The organism is Entomomonas sp. E2T0, from assembly GCF_025985425.1.
Classification (GTDB): domain Bacteria; phylum Pseudomonadota; class Gammaproteobacteria; order Pseudomonadales; family Pseudomonadaceae; genus Entomomonas.
On the sequence record NZ_CP094972.1, the window covers coordinates 2504968 to 2521498 of the forward strand.

A 16531-nucleotide genomic window follows, 5' to 3' on the forward strand; every position below is an offset into this window, starting at 1 on the left:
TTAGGCTGTTTTATGGCCTAATATTATTATCCTATAAAAACAATGAAATATATTAATCAACTTGAACCAGACGGATTAATCGAAAATTTTCTGACTAATCCACCTAACAATTTTAATGCTTGGTTAGCAGAGGGTGGAGTGCCTGTTTTTTCTGCTAAATTTGACTTATTAACCACAGCTGATAGTGATTTCCGCCAAAAAATTCAAAAGATACCTTTTTATACTAAATGGTCTAAATTATTACAACCAAAAACGTGCTTTATTGGTACTACTGTTTCTGAATACTCATTATTAACAAATATAGTCAAAGCTGATTTATTAGCCAATCAAATCAAACAACAATATGCTAAAGATTTCCCTTTCTTGATTGTCAAAGATATTCCCCAAAACTCACCTTTACAAAGTCAACAAGCTAATGACTACTCTCAAGCATTTATTAAAGCTTTAAAGAGCAATGGATTTATTGAGATAGAAGGGCAAGCATTAGCATGGGTACCAGTGGATTATGAAAATATTGATGATTATTTATCAAAATTTTCTGCTAGCCGACGTAAAGATTTTCGACGTAAGCTAAAATTGCGTGAAAAGATTGATATCAATGTATTGCAGGGTGGGGATGAGTGTTTTTTTGAACAATCAATATTAGATACCTATTACCAACTATATTTAAATGTTTATGAACAAAGTGAAGTTCATTTTGACTTATTAACTAAAGCTTTTTTTACTCAATTATTACAAGATAAGCAAACTGGAACTAAAATTTTTACTTACCATCATCAAAACGAGCTGATTGGCTATAATATTTGTTTTGTAGTAAATGATATGCTAGTCGATAAGTATATTGGTCTTGTATACCCAGCGGCTAGAGATTTTAATCTTTATTATATTAGTTGGTTTCATAATTTAGAATATGCTAAGCAGAATGGATTAAAATACTATATTGCAGGTTGGACAGATCCACAAGTCAAAGCTTCCTTAGGTGCACAATTCTCCTTTACTCAACATATGGTGTATATACGTAACCCATTATTAAGGGCTATTCTACGTAAATTAAGCAGTCGATTTGAGAGTGATCGCACATGGCGTGATTCACATACCAATATTAATAATAAGGAGGGTAAACATGTATAGCCCCATTATTCTTAATTTTGATCAAAGCATTGGTGATATAAAAGATGCTCTGACATTTGATTTAACTGATTGGCAAGATTCAATTCGGTTTGGCTGTTCAATGAGCAAATATAAAGAATTAGCAACTCAGCTTGAGCAATTGTTACCGGAGACCTATGGTACCGTATTGATGGGTAGTGGCGATTATCACCATATTACATTACTATTAATTGAACGTTTAAAGAAACTTTATAATCCTAAAAATCCTATTCAAGTTGTTGTTTTTGATAACCATCCCGATAATATGCGCTATTTATTTGGTATTCATTGTGGTTCATGGGTTAGTTATGTTGCACAATTACCTTTTGTGAGTCATGTCCATGTATTAGGTATTACGTCAAATGATATTGGAGTAGCCCACCTATGGGAAAACAGATTACGTCCATTATTGGGTAATAAATTATCTTATTGGTGTATGGATGTTGATACTTCATGGGCTAAAAGATTAGGGTTAGGTAAAGCATTCCATCATTTTAATTCCCCTGATGAGCTCATTGCAGATTTTTTATTTCATCAGTACCATAGTTCACAACCAATCTATTTATCAATTGATAAAGATGTACTCAGTGAGGAAACTATACGGACTAATTGGGATCAAGGAAAGTTACAGACTTATCATATACTTGATAGTATTTCTGCATTGTCTAGTCGAATTATTGGTAGCGATATTACAGGTGATGTTTCTAGCTGGCAGTGTAAAAGTTGGTGGAAGCGTCTTTTGAGTTCATTTGATGGACAACCAGTAGTTCCAATAGAGACTTTACAACAGTGGCAAATAGCACAACAAAAATTAAATACTCAACTGGTAGAAGCATTAAGCAACTGTCACAACCATTCGTTATAAACAACTCTTTATAGTCTGACAAATAGCTTTAAAATGTGTATTGTCAAGCCATAGACTATTGGTAATAGTTAACATTCTATCAGCAAAATCTTGTGCATTAGGCATTGGTATTTGTGGTACAACTTTATTTAAATATTGATAGTTGGGAAGACTATCAATAAATAAGCGACTAACACCCAGTGGCTCTTGCCATAATTTATTTAAAATATCATCTCTAATATTTTTTGAGGGTAGCAATATCATTAAAAAAGGCCATGTACCCTTATTATTATTTTCTTCAATAACATGTACTCCTTTTATTTCTTGTAATTGTTTAATACGACATAATGCTTGATTTGTAGTTTTTTCAATAAAGTAGGGTAGCCGACTAACAGCTTTAGCTGCTATATGTTGTCTAAACTTGCTTACTTGATGAAGTGGCAGCTTAAAACTAAAATTATCACCCACAGCCTCAATCAATTGCTTATTTTTTAGCAATTTTCGTCTTGGATTACCATAAACAAAATGCAACCCAAAAGGATTATATAATGCTGTATAACCTAGTAATTCAATAGAGCGGCGCAATTCCCAAGCTATATTGGTTGGAATAATTGATTGAGCAGTTTCTACCAGTTGATTTCTTAAAATAGAATCATGAGCAGTTAATAATCCACCTTCATATAAAGTTAACCCTTTCCCAGCTGCTAAGCTAAAAAAAGTTATATCACCATATATACCTACACTTGCCCCTAGTGCTTGTGCAGCATCTTCAATAACAGTTATATCATAAGCTTCTGCAAGCCTTTTAACCTGTTGCACATCAGCTACTCTACCACCAAGATGAGTAGGAATAACTGCAAGTATTTGATCACTCATTAATGACTCTAAGTGAGTAAAATCAAAATCAAAAGAATTAACAGTCAAATCACATAATTTTACGTGAAGCCCACAATGATGAATAGCTAAAACCACTAAGGGACAGGTGTAAGCAGGAATAATCACATACTTTCGTTGTGAGTTATTGTTAGATAATGTAGTTAACGCAATAACTAAAGCAGCTGTTCCTGAGCATGTAAGTTGTAAAGGAGGAAGATCAAAAAGTTGGCCAATCTGCAGGGATAGATCCTTGTTTGTTGGCAGCCAATCACTCCAATGAGCAGGCAAGCCCGCTGTAGGTGGAATTTCATGGTAGCGTTGAAACACTGACATCAGAAGCCCCTTTAAAGCAATTAAGAGTTGTTTAATTCTGTATTAGTTTGCTTTTGTTGTTTATCAACTTCCTCTAAAAATTGCTTATTAATTTTCTTTTCTGCTAATGCTAAGAATACAATACCAACAACAATAAATACTGCTCCAATAAATCTAATCCAAGTGATTTGTTCATTAAATAACCATACAGAAGCAATCATTACAGTGACTACTTCAAGGTGTGAAGCAGCAAATGCAGGGCCAATAGGTGCTTTTTTTAATAAAATCATCCAAGTAAAGAATGCACCAATATAACCTAAAATAGCGGTATATACCCAATGATTAGTAAATACACGAATAACCCAGTCAAGGCTAGCCTCAAGGGGTTCTGCATGGATAGCAGTAAATTTAAAACTACTCTGACCAAGGGTATCAAATAGCAATAATAAGGCAAAACCTATTAGGTAAAATTTACGCATTATGAAACCCCTACTAAAATAACACCAATAGTGATTAAAACCATACCTATAATACGATGGAGAGTAAGGAGTTCACGAAATATAATTCGTCCCACAATCATTACAGCAATAATATTAATAGAGCCTAATAAAATACCTTGAGAAAGGGGAACTAAGGTTAAAAAAGCTAACCATAAAAAGAACTCTGAGACATAAGCACCAATACCAATCCATAACCAATAATTACGAAATAGATCTAGCCAATAATGCCAACCCTCTCTATTATTAGGGGCAACTGCAGCAAATTTGAAGGCTATTTGGCCAATAGTGTCAAAAAAAACATTAGCAATCCATAGGGTAATAACTAAAGGGGACATGACAACTCTGTCTCCTGTAAGCTCTCAACTGAATAGTTATTAGTGGTGTTTTGAGCAAGCTTTTCAAAAAAGCAAACAGACTCTTTAATAACATCTCGGCGCTGACGATCAATAGTTATCAAATGATAACTATCATTTAATACAACAAGTTTTGTTGGACCTGACACATATTTTTCTACTAAACGAGCATTTGTATTAATATTAGCAACATCATCATGGGCAGAATGCATAATCAAGCAAGGACTTGTTACTTGTGGTAATTGTTTACGAACTAATTTAGCCAATAATTGCATTTCTGCTAAAGCTGGGAATGGATTACCAGCAAGTCCTGCTGCGGCACTATCACCATTTAACATACTTTCTGAAACGGTAGCTCGAATACGTTCATCTTTTAAACCATAAGGTGGTTTTTCAATAAAAGATGTTTGTTGAAAAATGCCAACTTTTTTAAACCAAACTAATAAGAAAAACAACTTCTTAGCCCATAATGGCATACTCCAACCATCATATTTAAAGGTTGGGCCAAATACACCAACACCTTTAATCTGTTCTGGTCTTTCTGCGGCTAGTTTTAATGAAAGTAGGGCGCCCATAGAAAGGCCAGCAACAAAAATATTATCAACTTTCTCCGCTAAGAAATCAGCCGCATCCTCAACACTTTTATACCAATCTTGCCAAGTCGTTTTACATAAATCAGCTTCATCACCACAATGGCCTGCTAGTTGCATACCATAAACAGTAAAACCAGCTTTGTTTAAACCTTTGGCAACAATCCGCATCTCATTAGGGGTACCTGTTAATCCATGAATTAACAATACACCATTTCGGTTACCTGGCATAAAATAGCTTGAATCTTGTATCATCTTACTTACTCTATAGACATAGCAGCAATAGTATGGTGTCTGCTATTTACTTCATTATGTGCCGATGTCGCTAAGATTGTAGGTAATGCCGTTAGTGCATCAGCAAAATTACGAATTTTATAGTGATTAATTGAGTGTTGCTCACAATAATTGATTAATTTATCTTTAGCTAAAACTAAATCAACTTTATGAGAAACACAGTAATCAGAGGCACCATCCCCAACATATAATACATTGTAAAAATGTTGTCGTTGTTTTTGCAGATGAGCACATTTGCAATTACCACTTGCTTTAATACATCCTGATGAAGCATATGGAAAGTCAAGACGCCAACTGCGATTATTATCATGTAATAGTCTATTGGCAAAAACTGGCAACATACTGAGGTTATGCCGTTTTAAGATAGATTGAATAGCATAATCCAAGCCATCGCTTACAACATGAACCACAATATCTTCATCTAATGCTTTATGAACAAATGCTGTAAAGTCAGGATCAATCTCTACTTGTGCTAATACTTTATCTAATTCATCAAGACTAGCATCCATTAATGCTATTTGTTTACTCATGCATTCTTGAGAACCAATAACACCTGCAAGCCACTGTTCCTCTAAATCCTCACAACCCTCCTTACCGAAATGACTTAATAAAATATCTGTCACATCCTTTAGGCTAATTGTGCCATCAAAGTCACAAAGAATTATTGGTTTTTGTGACTCAACGCCGTAAACAGGAAGAGATTGAAAGAAAATATTTTCTGAAATTGATAAGAAATTGTTCATACTTTTTACCAAATCTTTAAAATTAAAGTAGAATTAATCTACGACTTTAGGAGTATATTATAAAGATTTGAAATTAATGTTTGTTCATGCTTTGTATATATTCTGTAACAGCAAGGGATTATCAAACAAACTAGGCTAGTAAGTAGTTTGGAGAAAATGAAATCAATGACTGAAAAAATATTAATTGTAGAAGACGATAATCGTCTAGCTAACCTTATCAAAACCTATCTTTCGCACCATGATTATGAAGTTCAATGGCATGAAAGAGGGGATACTGCCGAGGAAGTAATTCGTGATTTAAAACCAGATTTAATTATTCTGGATGTAATGTTACCAGGCAAATCAGGGTTTGATATTTGCCGAGATATACAGTCTTGGTTTAATGGTTTTATCTTAATTATGACAGCCAGTGAGGATAATATTGACGAAATCGTCGGATTAGAACTTGGCGCAGATGATTATTTAGCAAAACCAGTTGAGCCAAGACTATTGCTTGCTCGAATTAGAGCCTTATTACGCCGTAAACAAATAGATTCAACATATATTGACACAACAACTGTAAAACCATTAATTAGTACAGACAATTTATTAGTATTTGGTGAACTAATAATTAACTACGAAAACCGTAAAGTAACACTGAATCAGCAGGAAATTGATTTAACTACGGCAGAGTTTGATTTATTGTGGTTGCTTGCTACACATGTTGGACAAATCTTGTCACGAGATGATATTTTTTCTCAAGTTAGGGGTTTTGATTTTGATGGTAGTGACCGCTCAATTGATGCGCGAATATCCCGTTTACGTCGGAAATTGCTTGATGATCCAGATAATCCCCGCCGTATAAAAACGGTTAGAGGTAAAGGTTATCTCTTCTTAAGAGAGGAAGATAGTCATTGAATAAATTATCAATCAAGGCATTATTTAATAAACGAATAATAGTCTATTTAGTTATTTTATTAATTTTACAATGTCTAATTGCTTACAGCGCATTATTAGTTTTTGATGCATTACCCCAGTCTATAACAGGAGTACCAGAAGATCATATTGTACAGCGTGACTCTCAACGAGGTGCAGTTAATTTAATTCGTATGCAAATTGATGAGCATAAAGATATACCTATCCAACAAGTTATTGATAATTTACAGCCTTATTTTGGTTATCCAATCCATGTTGTATCTATTGATACAACATTAGCTCCAGAAGTGAAAAAAGAATTTGATCAATATGACTATGCTTATGACGAGACACAAGATATCTTATATGCAAATTTAGATAATGGTCATATGCTTGTACTAGGACCTATTTTAATGCGTGATATTCTTGAATCAGATGTTATGTCATTTGGTTTATTTTTATTTCTTTGGTCATTATTTAGTGCAGCCATATTTTTTATTTTGATATATTTTGCTTTTGCACAGTTTTGGAAAGATTTAGTTAATATTCGCCAAACTGCAGAGCAATTAGGTCAGGGTAATTTGAAGGCTAGGGCAAAATCAGCAAAAAGTTGGTTATTTAAGCCCTTAGCAAGCGTATTAAATAATATGGGAACACATATTGAGTACTTGGTTACATCCAGTCAAACAATCTCCCATGCAATGGCACATGAGTTACGAACCCCTTTAGCCCGTATGCGTTTTGGCCTTGATATGTTCTATGAAGCTAATAACGAACAAGAAAAGTTAGAGCTTTGTAAAGGAATGGATGATGATATTAATGAGTTAGAGTCATTAATAAATGCCAGTCTAAATTATTTTAAAATGCAACAAAACAAAATTGAGCTCAATTTATCTGAAGTATCTTTAACTAAATGGAGCAATAGATTGTGTAACTCATTGAAGTTATTTAAACCGAATAGCTTTAAACTGATTTGTAAAGTCGAAGATGATATAGCATTAATTGATATCCAATTAGCTGATACCATTGTTACCAATTTACTACTTAATGCTTTTAAATATGCAACAAATAAAACCATACTAAATCTTAGTAAAAAAGAAGATTTAATAGTCATTGAAGTAGATGATGATGGCCCAGGGATTCCTATTAATGCTAGAGAAAAAGTATTTATGCCTTTTTCAAGACTTGATAATAGTCGAACAAGAACTACTGGGGGGTATGGCCTTGGTTTAGCTTATGTAAAATTAATTGCAGAATTTCATCATGGTAGCGCTTTTGTTGTCACTAGCTCTTTAGGAGGGGCTCGATTTATTGTTACATTAAAATCTGGTGCGTAAGTTAATAAAACTAAAAAATACATTTCAGAATCAGTTTATTTTCATGATAGATAATATTTATGATTAATAAATATAAAATTAATTATTAAATTATTAAATTTATCAATATACTAAAGTAGTATAAATGCATAGAAACAGAATCTATGCATAAGGATCAAAGGGTTATGGATTTTACTTTATGAAATATAATGCGCTTTTTCTAACAATTAACTGTCTGTTATTAACACATAATAATGCTATGGCTGAAACCATTAATCAAGATAAGTATGTTGATTATAACTCGGGCACAATTGGACGGGATATAACAGAGGTTGGTACCAACAATAATTATGGAAAGTTTACTGTTGCTACTGATCAAGGAAGTTGGACAACAACAATGCTTCGGGTAGGTTTTAATGGTGGTTCTGGTGAAGTAAATGTTATAGAGGGTGGCAAAATTATTATTAACAATAATAATAGTTATTCTTATCCTTTTGGTATCGGTGGTTCTGGAGATAGTACGGGTGATAATGGATCTATTAACTCTGTAGGTATATTAAACATCTCAGGAGTTGGTAGTGAGGTTATTGTTAACGGGGGAGGTGGAGATATAACTGTTGGAAATCAAGGAGCAAAAGGTTATATCAATATTACTGATGGTGGTAAATTTACATCAAGTACTGATCTTTTTCTAGGTTCGCGAGGTGGCGTAACAACAAAAGGTTATGTCACAGTAACGGGGCCAGGTAGTGAACTATTAACAGAAAGGCGATTTCTTGTAGGCGCTTATAATAATGGACAGGCAGAAATTTCCAATGGCGCAAAACTTACAATGAACAGTACAGGAACTGATGCATTGGTGATTGGGCATCAGGCAGCAGCTAACAACAGTTTATTAATTATTACAGGTGAAAATACTACAGCAACAGTAGCTAATGGTGGTGTAGCTGTAGGATTAAATGGTAAAGGTACACTAGTTGTTTCTGATAAAGCAGAGTTATCTGTAGCTAAAGATATTATAATTGGTTCTAATAGCACTGGGGTAGGAGAATTAGCTATTGGTAGTCGTAAGGGAGAGCAAGCAACGGCTGCTGGCACAGTTACAGCTAATTCTATTAAATTTGGATCAGGTCAAGGAACGCTGGTTTTTAATCACACAAGCAATGATTTTACCTTAGCGGCACCTATCCTTGGTAATGGAACAGTTGAAGTACTTTCAGGCGTTACTACTTTAACAGGTGCTAATACATATACAGGTAATACTTCAATTGAAAGTGGTGCTTTTTTACAAGCAGGTGCTAATAATACCTTTAGTAGTAACTCTATCTATAGCATTAGCTCAGGTGGTGGGATGAACCTTAAAGGTTACAATCAAATAATACCAACACTAACTAATGCAGGCACAACCGATTTATCTGGAAATATGGCAGGTGCAACATTAAAGATTACAGGTAATTATGTGGGGCAAAATGGTCATCTTGTAATAGGAACAGAACTTGGTGATGATATATCCCCAACAGATCAACTAGTTATTCAAGGTAATGCAACAGGAACAACTTATGTAACAGTTAAAAACTTAGGTGGTTCTGGAGCAGAAACAATAGAAGGTATAAAAATCATAGATGTACAAGGTATTTCAGATACCAATGCCTTTATACAAAATGGTCGAATTGTGGCAGGAGCTTATGATTATAGTTTAATAAAAGGCTCTACAACAGGACAAGATGAACAAAGCTGGTATTTAATGAGCGTTTATGATCCTAGCTTATTGGGGGGGGGCAGCTCAGGTTCTGGAGGGCAGATCCGCCCAGAAGCAATGGCTTATTTAAGTAATTTAGCATTAGCAAATAATATGTTTGATCTAAGGCTACATGATCGTCAAGTGGAAAGAAACTACAAAGACCCTATAACAGGTAAAACAAAGACCACAACATTATGGATTCGTCATAATTATGGCCATAATGAGTTTAATGATACAACAGGTTCTTTAACGACTAAAAGCAATAGAAATATTTTCCAAATAGGTGGTGATATCGCCCAATGGACAACTAATGACAATGATCGTTTACATTTAGGTATTATGGCTGGCTATGGCTATGCTCATGGACGTTCAGAATCCAAAATAACCAATTATTCTGCTCGTAATGAAATAAAAGGGCATAGTATGGGATTATATAGTACATGGTATGAAAATGCTGTTGATAAAACAGGTTTATATATTGATAGCTGGGTTCTTTGGAATAAATTTACAGCTAAAGTAAATGGTCAAGAATTAGAAAGAGAAAAATATCACCTTGAAGGTGTAACAGGATCTATTGAGCTAGGCTATACAGTTAATGCAGGCAAACCACGTGAAGAATATGAAGTATGGATACAACCTCAAGCCCAAATAACTTGGCAAGGTGTTAAAGCAGATAAACATATAGAAAAAAATGGTTCATTAGTAACCGCGAATAGAGAAAATATACAAACTCGTTTAGGTACTAGATTATTATTTGTTCCAAAACAAGCTAATGATATATCATCCTTTTCAGTCACACCTTTTTTAGAAGGTAATTGGCTACATAACACAAGAAGCTATGCTGTTGATATGAATAATGTATCAATAGATCAGGCTGGTACTAAAAATATAGCTGAGATTAAAGCAGGTATAGAAGGTAATATTAATCAAAACACTAAATTATTGCTAAATGCTAGCCATCAATTTGGACATGATTCTTATAAAGACACAACAACAACATTAGGTATTGAATATGCGTTCTAACTAATTAGAATTATCACAAAAAGGGTTCGCAATAAAATTGTGATCTCTTTTTGTAAATCGGTGTAGAGTAGTGCATCGCACAGAGGATGCTGACGAAGTGTGCGGCAATAAGGATTAAAATACTTTCCCTTAGCTCATTTTTAAGGTTTATTAAAAGTTTTTAACCAATCTTTTCTCTGTTTATTTATTCTTTTTTCTATTTCTTTTAGTTCAGACTCCATTGCCTCTTCATCATATGGTGTAAAGGTCATTAAAATCTCTTCATTAGGCTTTAAGCTAGTAAAATCAGTAGGTCTACCATCAGTTTGAATATTTTCTATCGTTTTTTTACTAATATTGGTAATCCTTATTTCATTATTTCTTGTTGTCGCATCTATTTTTAGATCACCAATGATTATTTCCCCGTTGCACATCAATGGAGTAAAGAGTAAGGAGCATATTAGTAATAAATATTTTGTCATTAATCTAAATCCTATTTACAGGAACTAATAATAACAAATATAAATAAAGATACACAAGCTTGACCACTATCAATTTAACATAATATATATTATGCGAACCTTTTAATTATTTTCAAAAGCGTACATAAATACAAAGCTCTTTCTATCTAGTATGTACTCAACTAAGTTTGCAATAGCTTCTATGCTCTTAAAGTATCTAATTTTACCTCTAGCAGTTTCTAAAACTGCATGAGCTATGCACAATGTAAAACCTTGCTTGCATTTAGTAATTAATAAAGTTGGTTGTTCTGACGAATATCTAAAAGCTTGCCGAGCGACAAATACTGTTATGCTCATTATAGCGATCCTCTTTACTGAAGAGACAAAACCCTAGTTTTGATTTGTTATATTATGCGAACCTCGATTATCTAAACCGCTTTAAAACAATTAATGCAAAAGCTATTACTAATATCATTAGTAATAAAATAATAACGTTCTCTGGATTCATATCAGTATAACCTTGTCACTTGTTCGCGCTCTGCAATGCGCGACGTCGGCGACGCTGCGCTCTGCATCGCGCTCATGTTATCAACTACTTGTAACTAACTGTAAAATGCTATTTAAACGTTTATCAATATCTAATTGGATAGCTTCTACTGATAAAGTAAAATCATTTAAATCAGGATGAGTTAAAAGGCAATCTTTAATAAATTGATGATAACCAGACATCAATCTAATAAAATAAAATACTTCTTGAAATATTTCGTTACTTTTATTTAACTGCTCTAAACTTGAAATATTTTCATATTGGCGAGCACTTAACACAGTTTTAGCAGAATGATTTACACCTGTAGCAGATGTATTTTGGATAGAATTATGATTAGTCATAATGAACTCCTATTAGTTACATTGTGATTAGTCATCTCTTAAGAGGTCTCAACTCTAAGGGATGACGCCTACTAGCTAGGTAGCTAGATTTGTCTAAGAGCACATACGCACTCTTCTAACTTGTTTAATTAACAGCCTATCACAAACTAATAGCCTCTTAATTGAAATATAATCAAGCATATTTGTACGCATTTTCGCCACGCTCAAATTGCGTACACAAATATGCCTAGATTAAGCGTTGCAATCTAATGGCTTCTGTCATGAATTTTTTAATTTCACGAGCCATAGATGTATGATTAAGTTTGCACAGATGATCAAACTCATCTTTTAAAGCAGAATTAACTCGAAAATTGATATTAGTATCTAAATTAACACCAACACGCTCTATTGCCTTATCGCCTTGATATGTCCGAGTGGCACTACTACGCTTATCTACACGATCTAAAAAACCGTCTAAACCCTTACTCATTTGTACACCTCATATAATAACTTTGTGTAATCCTGCATATACATTGCATGCATATGAGCGCAATTGTAAAACAAAATAATAAATATAGCAATACAAAAATTAACTAAAAAACAGCTAAAAATAACACTAATATAAAATCTTATAAAAATGTTAGAAACGTTATGCTTCAACGAAAGTAGCTGAAAATCTTAAATAAACTAGTACGGACTTTCGTACCAAAGTGTGGGTGTTACTAGCACCCACACATCTATTTTCATTCTGAAACTTGGTACCAGTTTTCTAGTTTTTAGGGTTAATCAGGGCGAAAGCAGATTAATTTTAGTTGTATGACCTTGTTAGACGAATTAACCTTTTATTGGCTGTAACATCTCTTTTGCGAGGTTTTAACATACTTTAGGTTGTTACGACGCGGTAATTATTAATGTTCTTAAAATAGCCTTGTGTAGGCGTCTATCATGCTTCGCATATTCTTTTTATTCTGATTGGTTCGCATAATATGAATTATATTAAAAAGGGCGTGAAGTTTTGGCTATTATCTTCACGCCCTTTTCTTGCGTTGCAAGGCTTCGCTAACATAACATCATTACATTATGCGAACCTTTTAATTATTTTCAAAAGCGTACATAAATACAAAGCTCTTTCTATCTAGTATGTACTCAACTAAGTTTGCAATAGCTTCTATGCTCTTAAAGTATCTAATTTTACCTCTAGCAGTTTCTAAAACTGCATGAGCTATGCACAATGTAAAACCTTGCTTGCATTTAGTAATTAATAAAGTTGGTTGTTCTGACGAATATCTAAAAGCTTGCCGAGCGACAAATACTGTTATGCTCATTATAGCGATCCTCTTTACTGAAGAGACAAAACCCTAGTTTTGATTTGTTATATTATGCGAACCTCGATTATCTAAACCGCTTTAAAACAATTAATGCAAAAGCTATTACTAATATCATTAGTAATAAAATAATAACGTTCTCTGGATTCATATCAGTATAACCTTGTCACTTGTTCGCGCTCTGCAATGCGCGACGTCGGCGACGCTGCGCTCTGCATCGCGCTCATGTTATCAACTACTTGTAACTAACTGTAAAATGCTATTTAAACGTTTATCAATATCTAATTGGATAGCTTCTACTGATAAAGTAAAATCATTTAAATCAGGATGAGTTAAAAGGCAATCTTTAATAAATTGATGATAACCAGACATCAATCTAATAAAATAAAATACTTCTTGAAATATTTCGTTACTTTTATTTAACTGCTCTAAACTTGAAATATTTTCATATTGGCGAGCACTTAACACAGTTTTAGCAGAATGATTTACACCTGTAGCAGATGTATTTTGGATAGAATTATGATTAGTCATAATGAACTCCTATTAGTTACATTGTGATTAGTCATCTCTTAAGAGGTCTCAACTCTAAGGGATGACGCCTACTAGCTAGGTAGCTAGATTTGTCTAAGAGCACATACGCACTCTTCTAACTTGTTTAATTAACAGCCTATCACAAACTAATAGCCTCTTAATTGAAATATAATCAAGCATATTTGTACGCATTTTCGCCACGCTCAAATTGCGTACACAAATATGCCTAGATTAAGCGTTGCAATCTAATGGCTTCTGTCATGAATTTTTTAATTTCACGAGCCATAGATGTATGATTAAGTTTGCACAGATGATCAAACTCATCTTTTAAAGCAGAATTAACTCGAAAATTGATATTAGTATCTAAATTAACACCAACACGCTCTATTGCCTTATCGCCTTGATATGTCCGAGTGGCACTACTACGCTTATCTACACGATCTAAAAAACCGTCTAAACCCTTACTCATTTGTACACCTCATATAATAACTTTGTGTAATCCTGCATATACATTGCATGCATATGAGCGCAATTGTAAAACAAAATAATAAATATAGCAATACAAAAATTAACTAAAAAACAGCTAAAAATAACACTAATATAAAATCTTATAAAAATGTTAGAAACGTTATGCTTCAACGAAAGTAGCTGAAAATCTTAAATAAACTAGTACGGACTTTCGTACCAAAGTGTGGGTGTTACTAGCACCCACACATCTATTTTCATTCTGAAACTTGGTACCAGTTTTCTAGTTTTTAGGGTTAATCAGGGCGAAAGCAGATTAATTTTAGTTGTATGACCTTGTTAGACGAATTAACCTTTTATTGGCTGTAACATCTCTTTTGCGAGGTTTTAACATACTTTAGGTTGTTACGACGCGGTAATTATTAATGTTCTTAAAATAGCCTTGTGTAGGCGTCTATCATGCTTCGCATATTCTTTTTATTCTGATTGGTTCGCATAATATGAATTATATTAAAAAGGGCGTGAAGTTTTGGCTATTATCTTCACGCCCTTTTCTTGCGTTGCAAGGCTTCGCTAACATAACACCATTACATTATGCGAAGTTTTATTACTATAGTATGAGTCTAATCTAATCCATCAGTAAGCATATTTTTTTATCCAGGCAATATACTTATAATGAATTTCACATTATCTAATTTAAACTTCTCATCAGTTGCTGCGTATGATTGGTTATTTTTTTAGACAATATTTCAATAGCTGGTCTAAATATTGGAGTTAGTTACAAGGTAGGAAAACCTATAAAATGGACTGATCTAGCATTTTATATGTTCGATAACTATGCAAATGAAGCCGCCCAAGACTTAAAGAATAAAAGAGAATAATTAATTACTGCCAAAATGGCACAAAAGGTAGGTATTACGAACACCTACCTTTAACTATTGCGCTCGTTCGTCCTTGTCCTGCCGCGCCGCGTCCTCACTCGCTATAATCTATTGATTGTATTAACGTTTTAATGCTTGATAGTTATAACATGTTGATAATTAGCAATTTGTTAATCAGGCACGATTAGACATGTTTTGAGCTATTCTCTCAGGCTATCGCAAATAACCATCTTTTTAGCGTATAATCAGGCCTTTAGTAATAAATTAACATAAGGTAGGAGGTCTTGGCGCATCAGTCCTGTTGTCCTTAAAATAGCCTTGTGTATGCGCCTATCATGTCCTTTAGGGCATAAGGAAAAGTGAAAATATATGAGTTACGATAATGATCAAGAGTTACAAAAAATAATAGCTAAAATAAAATATATAAAAACACACAAAAATGTATTGTCAGAAGAGTTTGATTATAAAGGAATAAAAATCAAAATCGCAGTAGGTGCAGTTGTAGACCAACCATGGGGGCAACATGAAGATAAAGAAAGAAGAGAGTATTTTTTAATGACTGATAATGAAGATTTAACAGAGTTTATTAATGAAGAGATAAATAAATAACTTCACATAACACATGTTATATTAAAAAAGGCCTGTAGCTAGTGGCAGTATTATCTACAGGCCTTTTTCTCGCCCTGCTCGGCTACGCTAACATAACATTGATTAGAATATGCGGATCATGAGTAATTATTTAAGTATTCCACAATAATGCTTGCTGTCACTCCAAAATAAAATTATTATCCTTTTATAAGAAATGAATAACTACACTGAATTTATAATAAAATAATAGAATCAATAATCAATTAACTATGGAGGTTTTATGCAATTTATAAAATACCGATATCAAACACCTGAAGGCAGACAAAGAACAACTTTTATCAATTTGGCAGAAATAGAAAGTATTGATTATAACCCTGATTCTGGCGAAGTTTCTATGCATACTAAAGCAGGGAAAATATATACCTGCCATAATGATCCAGACCAAATTATTGATCCAGTTGATTTATTTAAAGAGTTTATTGTTGATCTTTAATTTAATTTTAACAAAAGGATTTGTTCTTTACTTAATCTTTCCAAAACTAATAATCTTTTTGATTAATTAAACGGTCGGACTGTAGCTCCCATTCAAGCCAATCTTCTCCAAATAGCTCTACTGGGTGTTGTGTACGATCTGCACCATTACCACAACCCAATTCTTTAACAGAACAATACTTATCACACCCCCAACAAATCCTTTCTGGATGTTTAGGATGGGTAGGAAAGTTTTTTTTCTTGGTCATAGTATTAATCCACAAAAATTCAAAGGATTGATACTATTTTACCACACATAGGTATTTAT

20 protein-coding genes are annotated in these 16531 nt (G+C 33.5%); 7 read left to right on the plus strand and 13 right to left on the minus strand.

The window, feature by feature from the left end:
• Window positions 1–42: 42 nt before the first annotated feature.
• Together MTZ49_RS12125 and MTZ49_RS12130 are read left to right on the plus strand one after the other, a co-directional pair.
• Complete coding sequence (locus tag MTZ49_RS12125; protein ID WP_264745800.1) at window positions 43–1131, plus strand: GNAT family N-acetyltransferase; 1089 nt, start codon at window positions 43–45, stop codon at window positions 1129–1131.
• Window positions 1124–2014 (plus strand): hypothetical protein, encoded by an 891-nt coding sequence (locus MTZ49_RS12130; RefSeq protein WP_264745801.1) that lies wholly within the window; start codon window positions 1124–1126, stop codon window positions 2012–2014. The genes MTZ49_RS12125 and MTZ49_RS12130 overlap by 8 nt, the downstream gene beginning before the upstream one ends.
• Here MTZ49_RS12130 and MTZ49_RS12135 read toward each other — a convergent pair.
• Genes MTZ49_RS12135 through MTZ49_RS12155 form a run of 5 tightly spaced genes read right to left on the minus strand, consistent with a single transcriptional unit; the run spans window position 2009 to window position 5661 of the window.
• Window positions 2009–3202, minus strand: a complete 1194-nt coding sequence (locus MTZ49_RS12135) for a DegT/DnrJ/EryC1/StrS family aminotransferase (RefSeq protein WP_264745802.1) — start codon at window positions 3200–3202, stop codon at window positions 2009–2011. The two genes, MTZ49_RS12130 and MTZ49_RS12135, sit on opposite strands and share 6 nt — an antisense overlap.
• A 20-nt stretch (window positions 3203–3222) precedes the next feature.
• The gene (locus tag MTZ49_RS12140) at window positions 3223–3660 is read right to left on the minus strand and encodes a DMT family transporter (protein WP_264745803.1); all 438 of its coding nucleotides are present in this window, start codon (window positions 3658–3660) and stop codon (window positions 3223–3225) included.
• Window positions 3660–4016: an EamA family transporter gene (locus MTZ49_RS12145; protein WP_264745804.1), complete on the minus strand. Its 357-nt coding sequence runs from the start codon at window positions 4014–4016 to the stop codon at window positions 3660–3662. The genes MTZ49_RS12140 and MTZ49_RS12145 overlap by 1 nt, the downstream gene beginning before the upstream one ends.
• On the minus strand, window positions 4004–4879 hold the full coding sequence (locus MTZ49_RS12150; RefSeq protein WP_264745805.1) for an alpha/beta hydrolase: 876 nt from the start codon (window positions 4877–4879) through the stop codon (window positions 4004–4006). Before MTZ49_RS12150 ends, MTZ49_RS12145 begins: the two co-directional genes overlap by 13 nt.
• A 5-nt stretch (window positions 4880–4884) precedes the next feature.
• Window positions 4885–5661: an MtnX-like HAD-IB family phosphatase gene (locus MTZ49_RS12155; RefSeq protein ID WP_264745806.1), complete on the minus strand. Its 777-nt coding sequence runs from the start codon at window positions 5659–5661 to the stop codon at window positions 4885–4887.
• Between the two features lie 156 nt (window positions 5662–5817).
• Between MTZ49_RS12155 and MTZ49_RS12160 the strand changes: the two genes are divergently transcribed.
• From MTZ49_RS12160 to MTZ49_RS12170, 3 genes are all read left to right on the plus strand, one after another.
• Window positions 5818–6558, plus strand: a complete 741-nt coding sequence (locus MTZ49_RS12160; RefSeq protein ID WP_264745807.1) for a winged helix-turn-helix domain-containing protein — start codon at window positions 5818–5820, stop codon at window positions 6556–6558.
• Entirely contained in the window at window positions 6555–7892 is a 1338-nt protein-coding gene (locus MTZ49_RS12165) for an ATP-binding protein (protein ID WP_264745808.1), read from the plus strand. The genes MTZ49_RS12160 and MTZ49_RS12165 overlap by 4 nt, the downstream gene beginning before the upstream one ends.
• A 178-nt stretch (window positions 7893–8070) precedes the next feature.
• A complete protein-coding gene (locus MTZ49_RS12170; protein ID WP_264745809.1) occupies window positions 8071–10635 on the plus strand; it encodes an autotransporter outer membrane beta-barrel domain-containing protein in 2565 nt (854 codons plus the stop codon).
• A 140-nt stretch (window positions 10636–10775) separates the two neighbouring features.
• On the opposite strand, the gene MTZ49_RS12175 is transcribed toward MTZ49_RS12170, so the two are convergent.
• From MTZ49_RS12175 to MTZ49_RS12205, 7 genes are all read right to left on the minus strand, one after another.
• Window positions 10776–11096, minus strand: a complete 321-nt coding sequence (locus MTZ49_RS12175; protein WP_264745810.1) for a hypothetical protein — start codon at window positions 11094–11096, stop codon at window positions 10776–10778.
• A 102-nt stretch (window positions 11097–11198) separates the two neighbouring features.
• Window positions 11199–11432 carry a hypothetical protein gene (locus tag MTZ49_RS12180; protein WP_264745811.1) on the minus strand — a complete coding sequence of 78 codons (234 nt, stop codon included), beginning with the start codon at window positions 11430–11432 and terminating at the stop codon, window positions 11199–11201.
• 231 nt (window positions 11433–11663) lie between these two features.
• Window positions 11664–11963 carry a hypothetical protein gene (locus MTZ49_RS12185; RefSeq protein ID WP_264745812.1) on the minus strand — a complete coding sequence of 100 codons (300 nt, stop codon included), beginning with the start codon at window positions 11961–11963 and terminating at the stop codon, window positions 11664–11666.
• Between the two features lie 226 nt (window positions 11964–12189).
• Window positions 12190–12432: a hypothetical protein gene (locus tag MTZ49_RS12190; protein WP_264745813.1), complete on the minus strand. Its 243-nt coding sequence runs from the start codon at window positions 12430–12432 to the stop codon at window positions 12190–12192.
• 601 nt (window positions 12433–13033) lie between these two features.
• The gene (locus MTZ49_RS12195; protein ID WP_264745811.1) at window positions 13034–13267 is read right to left on the minus strand and encodes a hypothetical protein; all 234 of its coding nucleotides are present in this window, start codon (window positions 13265–13267) and stop codon (window positions 13034–13036) included.
• A 231-nt stretch (window positions 13268–13498) separates the two neighbouring features.
• Window positions 13499–13798 (minus strand): hypothetical protein, encoded by a 300-nt coding sequence (locus tag MTZ49_RS12200; protein WP_264745812.1) that lies wholly within the window; start codon window positions 13796–13798, stop codon window positions 13499–13501.
• A gap of 226 nt (window positions 13799–14024) precedes the next feature.
• Window positions 14025–14267: a hypothetical protein gene (locus MTZ49_RS12205; RefSeq protein WP_264745813.1), complete on the minus strand. Its 243-nt coding sequence runs from the start codon at window positions 14265–14267 to the stop codon at window positions 14025–14027.
• Window positions 14268–15513: 1246 nt separating this feature from the next.
• Between MTZ49_RS12205 and MTZ49_RS12210 the strand changes: the two genes are divergently transcribed.
• Together MTZ49_RS12210 and MTZ49_RS12215 are read left to right on the plus strand one after the other, a co-directional pair.
• Window positions 15514–15753, plus strand: a complete 240-nt coding sequence (locus tag MTZ49_RS12210) for a hypothetical protein (RefSeq protein ID WP_264745814.1) — start codon at window positions 15514–15516, stop codon at window positions 15751–15753.
• Window positions 15754–16012: 259 nt separating this feature from the next.
• Window positions 16013–16225 (plus strand): hypothetical protein, encoded by a 213-nt coding sequence (locus MTZ49_RS12215; protein WP_264745815.1) that lies wholly within the window; start codon window positions 16013–16015, stop codon window positions 16223–16225.
• A 46-nt stretch (window positions 16226–16271) separates the two neighbouring features.
• Here the strand turns inward: MTZ49_RS12215 and MTZ49_RS12220 are convergent, their stop codons facing one another.
• Window positions 16272–16472 (minus strand): DUF3079 domain-containing protein, encoded by a 201-nt coding sequence (locus MTZ49_RS12220; RefSeq protein WP_264745816.1) that lies wholly within the window; start codon window positions 16470–16472, stop codon window positions 16272–16274.
• Between the last annotated feature and the right edge of the window lie 59 nt (window positions 16473–16531).